The organism is Polaromonas sp. (assembly GCF_030680935.1).
Taxonomy (GTDB): Bacteria; Pseudomonadota; Gammaproteobacteria; order Burkholderiales; family Burkholderiaceae_C; genus Polaromonas.
This window is the reverse complement of record NZ_JAUXUP010000004.1, coordinates 1-16,545: the sequence shown is the minus strand read 5'-3', so window position 1 is coordinate 16,545 and position 16,545 is coordinate 1. Positions and strand designations below refer to the sequence as shown.

The 16,545-nt window shown below is 65.3% G+C and carries 6 protein-coding genes; 4 read left to right on the top strand and 2 right to left on the bottom strand.

What is annotated here, in order from left to right:
• Positions 1-94: 94 nt before the first annotated feature.
• Together Q8L50_RS00840 and ppc are read right to left on the bottom strand one after the other, a co-directional pair.
• Positions 95-8,257: a GH36-type glycosyl hydrolase domain-containing protein gene (locus tag Q8L50_RS00840; RefSeq protein WP_305346750.1), complete on the bottom strand. Its 8,163-nt coding sequence runs from the start codon at positions 8,255-8,257 to the stop codon at positions 95-97.
• Between the two features lie 421 nt (positions 8,258-8,678).
• Positions 8,679-11,543 (bottom strand): phosphoenolpyruvate carboxylase, encoded by a 2,865-nt coding sequence (gene ppc, locus Q8L50_RS00835; protein WP_305346749.1) that lies wholly within the window; start codon positions 11,541-11,543, stop codon positions 8,679-8,681.
• A gap of 133 nt (positions 11,544-11,676) precedes the next feature.
• On the opposite strand from ppc, the gene hemC reads away from it, so the two are divergent.
• The 4 genes from hemC to Q8L50_RS00815 are packed head-to-tail and all read left to right on the top strand — an operon-like array spanning position 11,677 to position 15,786.
• Positions 11,677-12,585 carry a hydroxymethylbilane synthase gene (gene hemC / locus Q8L50_RS00830; RefSeq protein WP_370869708.1) on the top strand — a complete coding sequence of 303 codons (909 nt, stop codon included), beginning with the start codon at positions 11,677-11,679 and terminating at the stop codon, positions 12,583-12,585.
• Positions 12,582-13,382, top strand: coding sequence for a uroporphyrinogen-III synthase (locus Q8L50_RS00825; RefSeq protein ID WP_305346747.1), 801 nt, complete (start codon positions 12,582-12,584; stop codon positions 13,380-13,382). The genes hemC and Q8L50_RS00825 overlap by 4 nt, the downstream gene beginning before the upstream one ends.
• Positions 13,379-14,485, top strand: a complete 1,107-nt coding sequence (locus tag Q8L50_RS00820; protein WP_305346746.1) for a uroporphyrinogen-III C-methyltransferase — start codon at positions 13,379-13,381, stop codon at positions 14,483-14,485. Before Q8L50_RS00825 ends, Q8L50_RS00820 begins: the two co-directional genes overlap by 4 nt.
• A gap of 11 nt (positions 14,486-14,496) precedes the next feature.
• Complete coding sequence (locus Q8L50_RS00815; protein ID WP_305346745.1) at positions 14,497-15,786, top strand: heme biosynthesis HemY N-terminal domain-containing protein; 1,290 nt, start codon at positions 14,497-14,499, stop codon at positions 15,784-15,786.
• The last annotated feature ends 759 nt before the right edge of the window (positions 15,787-16,545 follow it).

The window sequence follows — 16,545 nt, the reverse complement described above, 5'->3', positions numbered from 1 at the left end:
TTTTTGCCGGCAGCGCGATTTTCAGGGATAAAAAGTGCTTCCAGCCCTTACCTGATATACATAAGCAGCTACTGAATTAATAGCGAATCCAGCGTCAAGAAGCCGCTTGCACCAGCAGGTACGCCTGGTCAGGCAAGTCAGCCAGGAGCACCACTTCACCCGGTGCCAGCACGCGGTCAGGCGGGGTGCCACCGTCTGCCGCCAGGCCTGCGCGCTGCCAGCGCAACCTCACCACACGCTCGTCCAGCCGCAGCGTGACCTCAAATGCTGGCCAATGTGCGGGCACACGTGGCGACAGCGACAGCTGCCCGTGGCGCACTTTCAGGCCCAGCAGGGTTTCCAGTGCGGCGCGGTGCAGCCAGGCGGCTGAGCCGGTGTACCAGCTCCAGCCGCCGCGCCCGGTGTAGGGCGGTGCGCTGTACACGTCACCGGCCATCACATAGGGCTCCAGTTCATAAACCGGGCCGCGTGTGGGGTGCTGGCTGCGGTGCGCCGGGCTCAACGCCATGAAACTTTCCCACGCCGCCTCGTTGTCGCCGGTTTGCGCCTGCGCCATCAGGGCCCAGACACCGGCGTGTGAATATTGACCACCGTTTTCGCGCACGCCGGGTGGGTAGGCCTGGATATAGCCGGGGTTGTTCCCGGATGTCTGCAGCGGCGGCGTCAGCAGTCGCAGCAGGCCGGCTTGCGGGTCCACCAGTTGCTCGTTCATGGCCTGCATCGCAGGGCGGGTGAATGCTTCGGTTGACGCACCGGACAGCACCGCCCAGGCCTGGGCAATCAGGTCGATGCGGCATTCGCTGTTGGCGCTGGCGCCCAGTGGTGCGCCGTTGTCAAAAAACGCACGACGGAACCAGGCGCCGTCCCAGCCGGCGTCGTGCAGCGCGGCCACCCAGCCTTGCCGCGCGGCCAGCCATTGGGCGGCGCGGGTGTGGTCACCGCGAGCCTGGGCCAGGGGTGCAAAGGCACTGACCACCGCGCATAAAAACCAGCCCAGCCAGACGGACTCGCCCTTGCCCTCGTGGCCCACGCGGTTCATGCCGTCGTTCCAGTCACCGGTGCCCATCAAGGGCAGGCCGTGTGTGCCGGTGGCCAGGCTGCGGTCCAGCGTGCGGGCGCAGTGCTCGTACACGCTGACGGTCTGACTGCTGATCTGCGGCGCGTAGTAGGCGTCTTCTGCGCCTTCTGCAATCTGCGGGCCTTCAATGAAGGCGACTTCCTGCTCCAGCAGCGCGTCGTCGCCCGTGATGTCCACATAATGCGCGCAGGCATAGGGCAGCCACAACAGGTCGTCCGAAAAATGGGTGCGCACCCCTTCGCCGCCCGGGGCGTGCCACCAGTGCTGCACGTCACCTTCGGGGAACTGGCGCGAGGCATTGACCACAATTTGCTGGCGCAGACGGGCCGGCTCGACCAGTGCAAACGCCATTGCATCCTGCAACTGGTCCCTGAAACCAAACGCACCGCCGGCCTGGTAAAAACCGGCCTTGGACCACAGGCGCGAGCTCAGCGTCTGGTACAGCAGCCAGCGGTTGACCAGCGCATCAAACAGCGGGTCGGGTGTGTGCACCTGAATTTTTCCAAGCAGGCCTGACCAATATTGTTTGACACCTTGCAGGGCTTGTTCGGTATCGCGGTTTTGCCAGTCGGCTGCCAGCAACCGTGCCTGCGCCGCATCGGCGGCATGGCCCAGCACAAAGGCCAGGCTCAGGCGCTGGCCGGGCGCCAGGGTGAAGGCGCCAGACAGCGCTGCGCACGGGTCGGCAGCGGTGTCGGCCTGCTGGCCCAGGGTTTCGGGCAGCACCAGGCGACCCGCCACGTCAAAAAACTCGCTGCGGTCGCAGGTCCATTGCAGTGACTCATTCAGGCCCGAGAGCAACAAAAAGGCGGTGCTGCCGCCAAAGCCGGCCCGGCATTCGCGCTGCTGAGCAAACACGGCCGGCAGCTCCTTGTCCTTCCAGCCCAGTACCGTGCGGCGGTCCTGGCGCGCCGCGCCCATCTGCCACTCGACCATGGCCAGCGCGCGCAGTTTGCGCGGGGCAGTGCCGCTGTTGTGCAGGCTGATGCGCACTATCTTGACTGCATCGCTGCGGTCGGCCAAAAACGTGGTTTCTGCCAGCAGTTCGCCGTGCCGGCATTCAAACACGCTGTAACCCTGGCCGTGCCGCACGCTGTAGGGCAGCGGCGACGCGCTTTCTGTCGATGGGCTCAGGGCCAGCAGTTTTTGCGTGTCCAGGTCTTGCAGCAGGTAGTGCTCAAAGGACGGGTCCTGCACCGGGTCGTTGGACCAGGGCGTGAGCTGGTGCATGCGGCTGTTGACGGCCCAGGTGTAGCCGGCGCCGGCCTCCGACACCTGAAAACCGAAGGTTTCATTGGAAATGACGTTGACCCAGGGCCGCGGCGGGCGCTGACGGCTGTTGGCCTCAAAGCGAAACTCGCCGGTGGTGGCGTCAAAGCGGCCCAGGGGCTGTTGCCCGGCGGTCAGTGGTGGGGCGGTGGCGTGGGCCAACACGGTTTTGTCAGGGGTGGGTGTAGCGGGTACAACGCGGCGGCGCAGACCGCTGGCGCCCTGCAAAGTGGTCAGCTGTTGCTCCAGCGGCCGGCCGTCCGCGATGAAGATAAAACGCGCCAGCCCGGCCAGCACGGCTTTTTCTGAAGCGGCGATTTCGTGCTCGCGCAGCAGGAAGAAGCCGCCGGCTTCGTTGTGCGGAAAGCTGGTTTGCACCTGCTGGCGGGTGCGCTCACGCAGGGCCAGAATGCCTTGTTGCAAGGGCATCAGGTAGGAGTTGACCTCGCTGTTGAGAATCACCACATCCACCGCCAGACCGCCAAAACTCCACAGGGGTTGCGCGCGCAGCAGTGCATGCACAAGCGCCATGCCGTTGCTGGAGTGAATACGCACCAGCACAATCGGTTTGTCGCCCGACAGACCGAAGCGCCAGAGCTGGCGTTGGTCCAATAGGGTGCGTTCGGTCTGCGGGCGTGTGGCGGTGTACATCAGTGCCGTGGTCAGGTCCTGCAGGGCGGCATTGCGTTCTGGTGCCACATCCAGGTCGCGCAGGCGCACCTGGGCCAGGGTGGCTGCCATGCGTGTGGCGCGCTCCACATGCATGGGTTGCAGGTATTTGTCGATGCGGGCAATCAGCTCGGCTGTGGTCTCGGCGGCGGCCGTGGCAAAACACAGCCGCGCCACACCCCCAGCCGCAATACACACACGCACACGCAGGCCGGCCACCGGGTCCAGGCCGTTGGGCGCGGCGCCGTCGTCCTGTACAGCTGCCTGTTGCAAAGAGGGCTGGCTGGCCAGCCGGTTGCGGCCCAGAAAAGAGCGGCGGTCTGCAATAAAGTCGATGGCCCGCACATTGGCCTGTGCGTCAGCCAGAAAGTGCGCTACTGCCATGGCCGGGTCGCCCTGCAGGCGCGGTTTGCGCGACAGCAGCAGGGCACGCCATTGCGCGTGCCACTCGGTCTGCACAAACAGGTTGGAGAAAGCGGGGTGTGCTTCGTCGGCGCGTGTATCGGTCAGCACTGCCTCAAAACACGAGACCACGTCCAGCGTGATTTCGCTGGTGGTCAGGTTTTGCAGGCTGAGGGTGCGCAGCTCGGTGTCGTCTTCCGGGCTGACCAGTACGGTGATGGCGGATTCCAGCGCGGTCGAGCGGGCCTCGAACTGCACCCGGTCGGCCAGAAAGGTGGCCTGGTAAGTCCAGTCGGGGTGCGGCGCCGGGTGTGCTGTCAGCGAGTGTGCGCTGCTGCCCGGGCTGGCGTCGCGCAAATAGATAAAGCTGCCGTGGGCGTCGCGCAGCAAGTCGTCGCGCCAGCGGCTGACGTTGCGGCCACGCCAGCGGCTGACACCGGCGCCGTTGGCCCCTATTGCCACGCTGTAGTTGCCGTTGGACAGCAGTTGCGTGGGCTGCCAGCCAGGGGCGGTGGGATCGACATCGCGCGCGTGGTAAACCACGGCGTCGGCGCTGTCTTCGGGTTCGGGCAGGGTGCGCGGATCGGCGCTTTTGATGATCTGGCGCGGGGTTTTTTCATGCAGCAGGGAGTCGTGCGCCTGGATCAGCGGTGCCGATGAAAACCAGCGCCGCGGCGCCTCGTTGCAAAGCACATTGCACAGGGCCACCAGCGACATGCCCTGGTGGTGCGCCATGAAAGTGTTGACCACACTCAGGGCCTGCTCGGCGGGTTGCCGGGATGCCGTGAAATCGACCGCATCGACAAACCCGTATTCACCGCGCGCCCCGGTCAGTTCGAGCTGGCGCAGATTGGCAATGGCCTCGTGTGGCATGAGCATGCTTGCCAGTACGCTGGCATAGGGCGCCACCACGCGGTCCCCGGGCGGGGTGCGGCGCAGGGCAAGGCGCGGCACGCCAAATGGTGAATATTGGTAGGCCAGGGTGTGGTCTTGCCCAAAATAGGCCGACTCGGAAATACCCCAAGCCAGTTGCTGGGTGCGGCCATAGGCCTGCTGCTCCATCATCGCCGCCAGGCCTGCCACATGCAGCAAGCCGTGCTCGGGTTCAGTCATTACCAGGGAGGGCATCAGGTACTCGAACATGGACCCCGACCAGGATTTGAGGCCTGGCGTGACGCCCACGCTCAGAAAGTTGCGGCCCAGGGCTTGCCAGTGGCGGCGCGGCACGTCGCCTTTGGCAATCGCCAGATAACTGGTCAGCCTGGCTTCGGACGACAGCAGGTCGTAGTAGCTGGCATCCAGAGCCTGCTCATGCACACGCAGGCCGATGTGAAACAAGTGGCGCTTGCTGCTGTACAGGAAGCTGAAATCCATGGCCATACACAGTTGTTCACAACGACTGGCGATGGCTGCCAACGCGTCGGCTTGTTCGGGCGTGACAACAATGAGAGGGCTGGCTGTCGAGAGCTCTTTGCAGGCCTGGGCCGTGGCCAGCAGGTGACCGGCCAGGTTGCCGCTGTCCACGGTGGACACATAGGCTGGCGCGAGTACGGCCAAAGAGCGGGTGTCGTACCAGTTGAGCAGATGACCCTGGTGTTTGGGCAGGCGCTCCACCGTGTCCAGGGTGGCCTGCAGCCTATGGATCAGACCGTCGACAGAAATCCAGCCGAACGCGCGCGCGCACGCCGCTGCCAGCAGGTACATGCCGATGTTGGTCGGAGACGTGCGGTGGGCGATGGTCGGCTCCGGCTCCATCTGCAGGTTGTCGGGCGGCAGGTGGTTGTCTTCCGGCCCGACACAACGCTCAAAAAATTGCCAGGTCTGGCGCGCCAGCTCGTACAGGTAAGCGCGATCATTGTCATCCAGCGCCCGGGCGGACGGGGCGGCGGACGGCATGCTGGCCCACCAGGCTGCCAGTGGCGCCAGGGCCCATAACAGGAACAGCGCCGGACCGGCCAGGGGGTAGGGGCTCCAGAGCGCGGCCAGTGCCAGGGCCAGGGCCAGTAACGACAAAGCCGCGTGGCCACGGACAAATGCGCCCAGGCTGTACCGGGCCGAGGCTTGTACCGAGGCGGCAGTGGCCCATTCAAGCAGTTTTTTGCGGCTCACGACCAGGCGCCAGAGGGCACGCGCCACGGCGTCAGCCAGCATCCAGGCCTGGGCGGCGAGCTGGCTCAGTTGCCAGGCGCTGGCGGCAATGCTGCGCCCCACCTCACGTAGGCCCCCGTCAAAAAAATGCAGCCAGGCGATGCCCCGCCGTGTGGGCACCAGTCCCGCCAACGCACCCATCAGTGGCCCGGTCAGCAGACCCGCCAGAACCGCTGTCAGCGCAGTCGTCAGCGGCACAGCGTCGGTGGCGATCACCCATGCCAGCAGCAGTACGCTGGCCGGCGCAATCAGGGAGCGCCGCAGGTTGTCTGCCATGCGCCACAGACCCAAGCCGTCAATGCCAAAATGCCGCGCACGCAGCATCAGCGGCAGCAACTGCCAGTCGCCGCGTGTCCAGCGGTGCACACGCGCGGCAGCTACGCCTGCATGGTGCGGGTGCTCTTCCATCAACACCACATCGCCGACATAGGCGCAGCGAGCGATGCTGCCTTCGAGCAGATCGTGGCTGAGTACCGCGCCATCGGGCAGGCGCTTGTCCAGCACGGCGTGTACGGCGTTGACATGAATCAGTCCCTTGCCGGTGAAACTGCCCATGCCGAACAGGTCCTGGTACAGGTCCGACACGCCGCTGCTGTAAGGGTCCAGGCCACACTGGCCGGCAAACATGGCGTGAAAGGGCGAGCGCTCATGCTGCGCCGACAGGGGGGTGACCACACGCGGCTGCAAGATACCATAACCGCCTGTCACACGCCGTCTGGTGCTGTCGATCTGCGGTGTGTTCAGAGGGTGCGCCGCGATCGACACAAGTTCACGCAGCGAGCCCGGTGGCAGCCCGGTGTCACTGTCGAGTGTCAGCACATAACGGGTGCCCTGGGCCAGTTGCATGGCAGGGTCCACCTCTGCAAATGCCGGGGCTGTGCCCTCGGCCAGCTGGCGCAACAACATTTCAAGTTTGCCGCGCTTGCGCTCCCAGCCGATCCAGCGTTTTTCGGTGGCCGACCAGGTGCGGGGGCGGTGCAGCAACAGGAAACGGACCGGCGCACCCGGTGCTGCTGGGTAGAAGCGGTTGAGTGCGCGTACTTTCTCCAGCGCATCGTCCAGAAGGGGCTGGTCCCCTGCGAGGCAGGCGCTGTCGGCATCCAGCCAGTCGCTGAGCAGCGCAAACTGCGCATGGGTTTCGCGGTTGGCGAGCCAGTGCAGGCCAAGGCGGTGTGCCAGCTCGCTGTTGGACGCTTGCGAGCTGAGCATGCAGGGAATTACCACCAGCACGCGGTGTTCTGCCGGAATGCCCGCGCTGAAGTCCAGGCGGGCCAGGGGCTGGATACGCGTCGATTCGGCAACCACGCGGTGGATCAGCGCGGCCACAGCCTCAGAAAGTGGCCAGGCCATCAACACCGCCGCAAGCACCGCGCGCCAATCCAAAGGCGCCAGCAGGTGCAGGGCGCCATACAGCGCTGCGCTTGTGCCCAGCGCCCAGACCGCCGCATACAGGGGCAGCCGCCAGGCGCGCGGCGTGGTGATGGTGGCAGAAGAATGCTGCCGGCGCGTGCCGGCGGGCTGAAGGTTTGCCTCCAGCAGCGGTCGGCCCGGGCCGATCAGGTAGTAGCCGGCGGTTTGCGCGACCGGCGCCTGGTCCGGCTGTAGCGCCGCCGCCAGCACGGCCTGGGCAATCGCGCGCTCGGACTGACCACTTTGCTGCGCCAGCCGCTCCATCGCGCGCGTGATCTGTTGGCGCGTCATTTCGCTCTCGTGCGAAAAGCTGGGCAATCGCCGCAGCACCTGCAGTGACTGGCTCACCGGCTCGATCAGCTCGGTCCACTCGACCTGGCCGATCAGCCGCAGTGTGGTGATGATGTTGCCGACGGTCAAATTGGCTTCCACCTGCGCGGTCTGCCCCTCACCGACCAGAGCCAGCGCTTCGCTGCAATGCTGCCCGGCCCACTGCGCCACGCACGTCACCGGGCCTACCTGCTCGACCGACATGCGTTGCCACAGCTGGGTCAGGTAGCTGCGTTCCAGGCCCCGGGCCTGCATCAACTGGTGCAGTTCCTCCAGGTCCTGCAGGGTCAGGTCATCGGCGGCGTCCCATGCGGCGTGGGCCACTTCGCGCGACACCTTGTTCCATGCAATGCGGTCGGCCATGCGGCGCAGGTTTTCCAGCAGAACCACCCTTAGCGTGGTGGGCAGGGCCCAGAGCTCACCCAGCGAAAGCTCGCTGACCTCCTGATAGGCCCGCAAAAACGCGGTGAACAGCACCGGGTCCAGGACGCTGTCGGAATGCGCGACATAGGCCCAGGCTATGCCATAGACACGCGGCAAACCTTCCAGCGGCTTGTCCGCCAGCTTTGGCAAGTCGGCATAGTATCGGTGCGGAACGCCTTCCTGAATCTGCTGAAGTTGTGCCTCAATCAGGTGAAAGTTGTCCAGCAACCATTCGGCCGCGGGTGTGACGTAATGGCCGCTGCGTGAGGTGACGGCGATGTAGTCGTAGGCCTGGCGCAAGGCCGCGATGTTTTCCTGTACCCGCGGAAAAAAAGCCGGTCCCCGGGCCGGGCTGTCGGCGCTGAGCACCGGTTGCGCGCGGGCCAGGCTTCGGCCATGCTGCTCAAAACGCTGGGCACCAAAAAGCTCGGCACGTATGGGCGGCGCGACCTCGGCACGGGCACCGAGCAGCAGCTTGCGCGCGTGCGGACTTAAGCTGGCCAGCCGTTGAATGACGGCTGCAGCCACACCTCAGAGCGCCGCAAGCAGGCCAAGGCCAACGGATACGCTGACTGCAATAAGCGCCACAGTGACAAGACGGGGGCTCACCACAGAGTGGACGGACTGAAGCGCCGCATGCAGCGCAAAGAATGGGCTGTGCGACCCCGCACAGTGGCTCATGTGGCACGCCAGATCTGCTGCGTCGGTGGATACAAAATCAGTGGGTAAAAAGTCAGATCCAGTCGATCGCGTGTTGGACCGGATGTTAAATGTCGGCATGATGTGTGCACTCCCGCAAAATCTGTCAAGCCCCTGTTGTTCCGGTGCCTGTCAGCGTGTTGTGTATCTTCAATTGATACTACGCCGCGGCTTGGCCGAATGGCATCAGAACGGGCTGGAGTTGATCTAGGACAAGGCCTACAAGCCCGCTTGCAGGCGTCTGACGGGGTTAACCCGTGTTACGCAGCCCCGCAGCAATGCCATTGATGGAGATGTGGATACCGCGCTGCACACGGTCATCGGCCTTGCCCTCGCGGTAGCGGCGTACCAGCTCGACCTGCAGGTGGTGCAGCGGGTCAATGTAGGGAAAACGGTGGCGGATGGAGCGCTGCAGGGCGGCGTTGTTGGCCAGGCGCTGCCTGTCCCCCGTGATCAGGCTCAGCGCGTCTGCCGTGCGGTGCCACTCCTGCTCAATCGCGCTGAATATCTTCTTGCGCAAGCGCGCATCGGCCACCAGCTCGGCATAACGTGAAGCGAGTGCCAGATCGCTTTTGGCCAGCACCATATCCATGTTGCTCAGCAGCGTCCTGAAAAACGGCCACTGTTTGTACATCTTTTGCAACATGGCGAGCGCCTCCTTGCGGCTGGCCGGGGTACCGCCCTGATCAAGAAACTGCGCTATGGCGGTGCCAAAGCCATACCAGCCCGGCAGGGTCAAGCGGCACTGGCCCCAGCTGAAGCCCCAGGGGATGGCGCGCAAGTCCTCGATCTTTTGCGTGGCCTTGCGTGAAGCGGGGCGCGAGCCGATGTTGAGCTCGGCGATCTCGCGGATCGGTGTGGCGCTGAAAAAATACTCGGTGAAACCGGGGGTTTCATACACCAGCGCGCGGTAGGCCGCCATGCTGGCCTGCGACAGCTGGTCGGCAGCTTGCAAAAAGGCCTTGGTGGCCGGTTTGGTGGGCTGCAGCAAAGTGGCCTCCAGGGTGGCGGCGACCAGGGTCTCCAGATTGCGCCGGCCGATCTCGGGGTTGGCGTATTTGGAGCCAATGACCTCGCCCTGCTCGGTCAGGCGGATCTGCCCGCGTACCGTGCCGGGCGGTTGCGCCAGGATGGCCTGGTAACTCGGGCCGCCGCCGCGACCGACCGTGCCGCCGCGGCCATGGAACATGCGCAGCTGGATGTTGTGCGAGTTGGCGAGCTGGTCAAACAGCTCGACCAGCGCAATCTCGGCGCGGTACAGCTCCCAGTTGCTGGTGAAAATGCCGCCGTCCTTGTTGCTGTCGGAGTAGCCCAGCATGATGTCCTGCTCGGCGCCGCTGCGCTGCACCAGTCTGGCGATGCCGGGCAGCGCGTAAAACTCGCGCATGATGGGCGCGGCGTTGCGCAGGTCTTCAATGGTTTCAAACAGCGGCACCACGATCAGGTCGTTCGTGGCCTGGCTGTCCAGCGTGCCGTGCATCAGGCCGACTTCCTTTTGCAGCAGCAGTACCTCGAGCAGATCACTGACGGTTTCAGTGTGGCTGATGATGTAGTGGCGAATCGCCTCTTTGCCAAACCTTGCGCGCGCCGTGCGCGCCGCTTCAAAGATGGCCAGCTCGCCAGTGGCGAGTGCCGAGTAGCGGGTGCCGATCACACGCAGCGGCCTGGCATCGTTGAGCAGCTTGAGCAGCAGCTCGCGTTTGGTCGTCTCGTCCAGGGCGGCGTATTTCGCTTCAACCCGTGCGACCGCCAGCAGCTCGGCCACGACCTCTTCATGTTTGTCAGAGCTCTGACGCAGATCGACCGTGGCCAGGTGAAAGCCGAACACCTCCACCGCGCGGATCAGCGGGTGCAGGCGCTGAGCGATCAGGGCGCTGCCGTGGTTGGCGCGCAGCGAGGCCTCGATGACGCGCAAGTCGGCCAGGAAGTCTTCGGCCAGCAGGTAGGCGTTTTGCGGCGCAACGGCATGGCGCGCGGCGTCGCCGCCAGTCAGGTCTTTCAGCGTGGCGGCCAGTCGCGCATAGACCCCGGTCAGCGCGCGGCGATAGGGCTCGTCCTTGCGGTGTTCGTTGGTGTCGGGCGAGCTTTCGGCCAGCGCACGCATCTCGGGTGTGAAGTCCACCAGCATGGCCGACAGGGACAACTCGCCGCCCAGGTAGTGCACCTCGGTCAGGTAGTGGCGCAGCGCCACTTCAGCCTGCCGGCCCAGGGCGTAGTTGAGCGTGTCGGCGCTGACGTTCGGGTTGCCGTCGCGGTCGCCGCCTATCCATTGGCCCATGCGCAAAAAGCTGTGCACCCGCTGGTTGCCGAGTTCGCGTTCCAGGTTGGCGTAGAGCTTGGGTATCTCGCGCAGAAAGGTTGACTCGTAATAACTGAGCGCGTTTTCAATCTCGTCGGCCACCGTGAGCTTGGTAAAACGCAGCAGCCGGGTTTGCCACAACTGCATGACACGCGCGCGCAGCTGCGCTTCGTTGGCAGCCAGCTCGCGCGGCGTCAAGGCATCTTTGGCGGCGTTCATGGCCTGGCCGTGGGACTTGATCTCGTCGCGCGCCGTCAGCAACTGGGCGATATCGCGTTCGGCGTCCAGAATGCTTTTGCGCTGCACCTCGGTCGGGTGCGCGGTCAGTACCGGCGAGACAAAGCTCTGGGCCAGCGTCTGCGCGATGGTTTTGGGCGCGATGCCGGCCCAGCGCAGGCGTGCCAGTGCCACTTCGATGCTGCCTTCCTGGGTGTCGCCAGCGCGCTCGTGGATGGCGCGGCGCCGGATGTGGTGCCGGTCCTCGGCCAGATTGGCCAGGTGGCTGAAGTAGGTGAAGGCGCGGATCACGCTGACCGTCTGGTCGCCCGACAGCCCTTTGAGCAGCTTTTTCAGCGCCTTGTCGGCCTCGTGGTCGGCATCGCGGCGAAAAGCCACCGACAGCTTGCGCACCTGCTCGATCAGCTCATAGGCGGCCACTCCTTCCTGTTCGCGGATCACGTCGCCGAGGATGCGGCCCAGCAGGCGGATGTCTTCCACCAGGGGCCGTTCGTTGTCTCTGGCCCGGCTCGACGGTCTGCCGCTGACGCCTTCTTTGACCGGCTCAGTAACCTTTTTGGTTCGCGCGGAAGTGACCATCTCTGCCCTCTTGTTATGAACCTCGCATGCTAGCATTCACTCCCCCCAAAGGATTACAAACAGGTTACGGGTGTCCGCAGTGTCTCCAAGCTCCCCCAAAGTCGTGATTGCCACGCGCGAAAGCCGTCTCGCCATGTGGCAGGCCGAACATGTCAAGGACCTGCTGCAGGCGCGACTTGGCTGGCAGGTCGAGTTGCTCGGCATGACCACGCTGGGCGACCAGATCCTCGATCGCTCGCTCAGCAAGGTGGGCGGCAAGGGCCTGTTTGTCAAAGAGCTTGAAGTGGCGCTAAGCGAGGGGCGCGCCGATCTGGCGGTGCATTCGCTCAAGGACGTGCCCATGGACCTGCCCGAAGGCTTTGCGCTGGCCTGTGTGCTTGAGCGCGAGGACCCCCGTGACGCGCTGGTGTCCAACCATTTTTCGTCGCTGGACGAGCTGCCGCCCGGTGCGGTGGTCGGTACCTCCAGCCTGCGCCGGCTGGTGCTGCTCAAAAGCTTGCGGCCCGATCTGAAGATTGTGCCGCTGCGCGGCAACCTCGATACCCGCCTGCGCAAGCTCGACGAAGGCCAGTACCAGGCCATTGTGCTGGCCGCTGCGGGTCTGAAACGCCTGGGCCTGGAGACACGCATTCGCTGCGCCTTCGAGCCAGAGCAGATGCTGCCGGCTGCCGGGCAGGGCGCCCTGGGTATTGAAGTGCGCGCCGACCGCAGCGATCTGCTGGCCGCACTGGCCACGCTGGCCCACCAGCCGACCTGGCTGGCAGTGACGGCAGAGCGCACGGTCTCGCGGGCGATGGGTGGCAGCTGCTCGATGCCGCTGGCAGCTTTTGTGCGCGCGACTGGCGATGCGGCCGGTATGCACCTTGAGGCGGCCTGGGGTGAGCCCGGGTCCGACGGCCAGGGATCGGCCCAGCCGCTGGTGCGCGCCAACCACCGTGCCGCCGTGTTGACCTTTGCAGAGGCCGAGGCACTGGGCGAGCGTGTGGCCGCCGCGCTGCGTGCTGGCGGCGCGGTCTGGGCCGCCAACACGCCGGTGCCTTGAGCAGCGTGCCCGTCATCGTCACCCGGCCCGCGCGCGATGCCGCGCGCTGGGTGCAGGCCCTGCAGAGCAGCGGGCTACAGGCCGAAGCGTTACCGCTGATCACCATCACCCTGTTGCCCGATGCGCCAGCGCTGCGGCAGAGCTGGGCACAGATGGATGCCTACACGGCGCTGATGTTTGTCAGTGGCAATGCGGTGGACGGATTTTTTGCATCAAATCAGGCTGTAGCCCTTGTGCAACGTGCGCAAGCAGCTACTGATTTGATAGCGTCCGGCGCGCCGCGGTTTCTTGCACCCGGGCCCGGCACCGTGGCAGCCTTGCGCCTTGCGGGCATTCCTGCGGCCCTGATTGACGCGCCGGCGGACGACGCCGGGCAGTTCGACTCGGAAGCCTTGTGGGCGCTGCTGGCCCACCGGCCGTGGCAGGGGCAGCGTGTTTTGGTGCTGCGCGGGCAAAGTGCCAACTCGGGTGTAAACGGGCGTGACTGGCTGGCCCGGCAACTGGAGGCGGCTGGCGCGCAGGTCGATTTTGCCGCTGTGTATGAGCGGCGTGCGCCGCCATTTTCAGCGCAGCAGTTGCAGCGCATCGAGGCCGCAGCCGGCGATGGGTCGGTCTGGCTGTTCAGCAGTTCTGAGGCCGTGGGCAACCTGCCGCCGCACGATTGGTCCCGCTCCCGCGCCGTGGCCACACATCCGCGCATTGCCGAGGCAGCGCGTAAGGCCGGTTGGGGTGTTGTTGTGCAGTCACGTCCGGCCGTCGGGGACATCGTGGCGTCGATAGAATCGCTACAACCATGAGCGACAGCGAATCCCATCCCCCGTCTTTGTCCGCGCCCACTACGGGGTTGCCGGTCAGTGTGCTTTCGGCCGGGCCGGCGACGGGGCGTCGATGGTTGCTGGGTGTGGGCCTGCTGGCTGCAGCCGGGCTGGTACTCAGTGCCCTGTTGTGGCAAAAACTGGGCAACATGCAGGAAGAGCTGGCCAGGCGCAGCACCGACTCGACCGCGCAGTCCATCGAAGCCCGCACTCTGGCAAGGCAGGCCCAAGAGGCCACACGCGACATCACGGCGCGCCTGGCGCTGCTGGAAAACCGGCTCAGCGAGGCCAGCCTGCAGCGCACCCAGCTGGAAGAGCTGATGCAGAGCCTGTCGCGCTCGCGTGATGAAAATCTGGTGGTGGATCTGGAGTCCGCGCTGCGCCTGGCCCAGCAGCAAGCCCAGCTGACCGGCAGTGCCGAGCCCTTGCTCGCTGCGCTGCGCTCGGCCGATCAACGCTTGTTGCGCGCCGCGCAGCCGCGCCTCAATCCGCTACAGCGGGCGATTGCGCGTGATGTCGAGCGTATCAAGGCGACCACCGTGACCGATGTGCCCGGCTTGCTGCTCAAACTCGATGAGTTGACGCGCGGCGTGGACGAGCTGCCGCTGGCCAACGCCATGCCGTCCGGCCCTGCGACCCGTCCTGTGGCCGCGGCGCCTGCTCCCGCCCGCGCGGCTTCAGCGGCGGTACCCATGGACTGGTTTGACAACGCCCGGGTGCGGGCCTGGTGGCAGGGCATCTTGCAGGCCATGCGCGAGGAAGCGCGCGGCCTGTTGCGGGTGAGCCGCATCGATCAGCCTGAGGCCGCACTGCTGGCGCCCGAGCAGGCGTTTTTCCTGCGTGAAAACCTCAAGCTCAAACTGCTCAATGCGCGGCTGGGCCTGCTGTCGCGGCAGACCGCCAGCGCCCGTACAGACCTGGCCAGCGCCAGCGCCATGCTGGCCAAATACTTCGACACGACGGCGCGCAGAACCCAGGCCTCGGCGCAGCTGCTGCTGCAGGTGCAAAGCCAAATGAAGTCCAGCGAACTGCCGCGCCTGGACGAAACCCTGGCCGCGCTGGCGACCGCGGCTGCCGGCCGTTAGGAGTACGGGCCATGCGCAGCGCACTCTGGCTTCTGGCCCTGTTTGGCATCGCAGTGGCGGTGGCGCTGGTCGCCGGCAACAACCAGGCGGTGGTGACCCTTTTCTGGCCACCGCACCGCGTCGATATCTCCTTCAACCTGCTGGTGTTGTTGCTGGCCGGGCTGTTTACCCTGCTTTACGTGGCGCTGCGTGCCGCGTCGGCTGCGTTTTCGCTGCCCGGTGAGGCCAGGCGCTGGCGTGCCCAGCAACGCGAAAGGGCCATGTATGCCGCTTTCATGGATGCGCTGTCGCACCTGATGGCCGGGCGTTTTATCCGCGCTGCCAAACTGGCGCAGAACGCCATCATTCAGGAGAAAAGCCTGAGCCAGCTGGCGCAGACCTCCAGCGACATGGGTGGCTATAGCGCCGCACGTGCCAACCAGTTGCGCCTGCTGGCCCATCTGCTGGCCGCCGAAAGCGCGCAGGCACTGCAAAACAAGGGGCTGCGTGAAGAGCATTTGCGCCAGGCCCTTGAAAACAGCAACCACCGCAGCGCCCAGGAAACCCGTGAAGGCGTGCAACTGCGCGCGGCCCGCTGGGCGATTGAAGACCGCGACCCGGCTGTCGCACTGGAACTTCTCAACCAGTTGCCGCAGGGCGCAGCACGCCGCACGCTGGCGCTGCGCACCAAGCTGCGCGCCACACGGCTGGCACGGCAAACCGCGCCGGCGCTGGACACCGCGCGCCTGCTGGCCAAACACCGGGCCTTCTCGCCAGCTGCGGCGCAAAGTATTGTGCGCGGTCTGGCGCTGGAACTGCTGGGCGGCGCACATGACCCGACTCAGTTGCAGGCCGTCTGGCAGTCGCTGGACGCCTCAGAGCGTGCCATGCCCGAGCTGGTGATTCACGCGGCCTCGCGCCTGATGGCCTTGCACGGTGATGCCCATCTGGCGCGCAGCTGGCTGCTCCAGGTGTGGGAGCCGGTGATGCAGCCGCGCTCTGAAGCCACCGACAGCCAGCGCATCAAACTCATCCAGGTGCTGGAGCAGGGGCTGGACTCGATTGATGCGGCCTGGCTGGCGCGTATCGAAATCGCGCAGCAGCAGCGGCCGCGTGATGCGAATGTGCAGTATCTGGCCGGCATGGCCTGTCTGAAGCGCCAGCTCTGGGGCAAAGCCCAGCAGTTGCTGTCCCAGGCCGTCATGGCCTTGCAGGACGCTTCGCTGCACCGTAATGCGTGGCGGGCGCTGGCTCTTCTGGCAGAGCAGCGGGAGGATGCGGTTGCTGCTGCGCAGGCTTACAAGCGGGCGGCGGAAGTCTAGTCTTTGCCGGGACTGCGGCTGTGGGCCCGGATGAGGACCTGCTGGCAAACCTCGTAACTCTGTCATCCCGGGCTTGATCCGGGATCCATTTGGATCACCCGCACTGCTGGAGTGTGCCTACTGGCCGGGTCTCGCCCCGGCAGGCGACTTACTTTTCTTTGTCTCGCCAAAGAAACCTAAGGAAAAGAAAGGCGACCCGACTGTCCGGGTCCCTTCGCTTCGCTGCGGGCAACCTGCGCTGCTCGATTCCGGCGGGGGTCGGCAGAACTCGCCTTCGGCTCAAACAACTGCCGCCCTTGACACCGCCTCCATCTGCGCTGCTCGGCCCGGCCAAACGGGCTTTGGGGAAGAAATGGGATTCGGGGAGGCGAGGACGCGCTTTGCGCGTCCTCGCCGGAGCCCGACTTGGTATCCGGTTTCCGGTATTTACTCTCACCAACCCGTCGGGCTGAGCCGAGGAGCGCAGCCGAAAACGGATCAGGGCGAGCGATTGTCTGAGCCGAAGGCGAGTTCGAGCTCGACCCCGTTTTCGGCGAGCACCGGAGGTTGCCCCGTAGCGCAGCGCAGGGGACCCAGACCATCGGGTCGCCTTTCTTTTGGGTACTTTTCTTTGGCGACGTGTATAGACCGGAGACATGGGAAACAGGTGTGCGGAGACATAGGAAACACCTTGGAATCTCATCAGGCTTGCGTCAGGGTATTCAAGTCGAGCCGCATGAAGCGGTGGTGACAGAAGAACACATCGTAGCAACCGTCGGC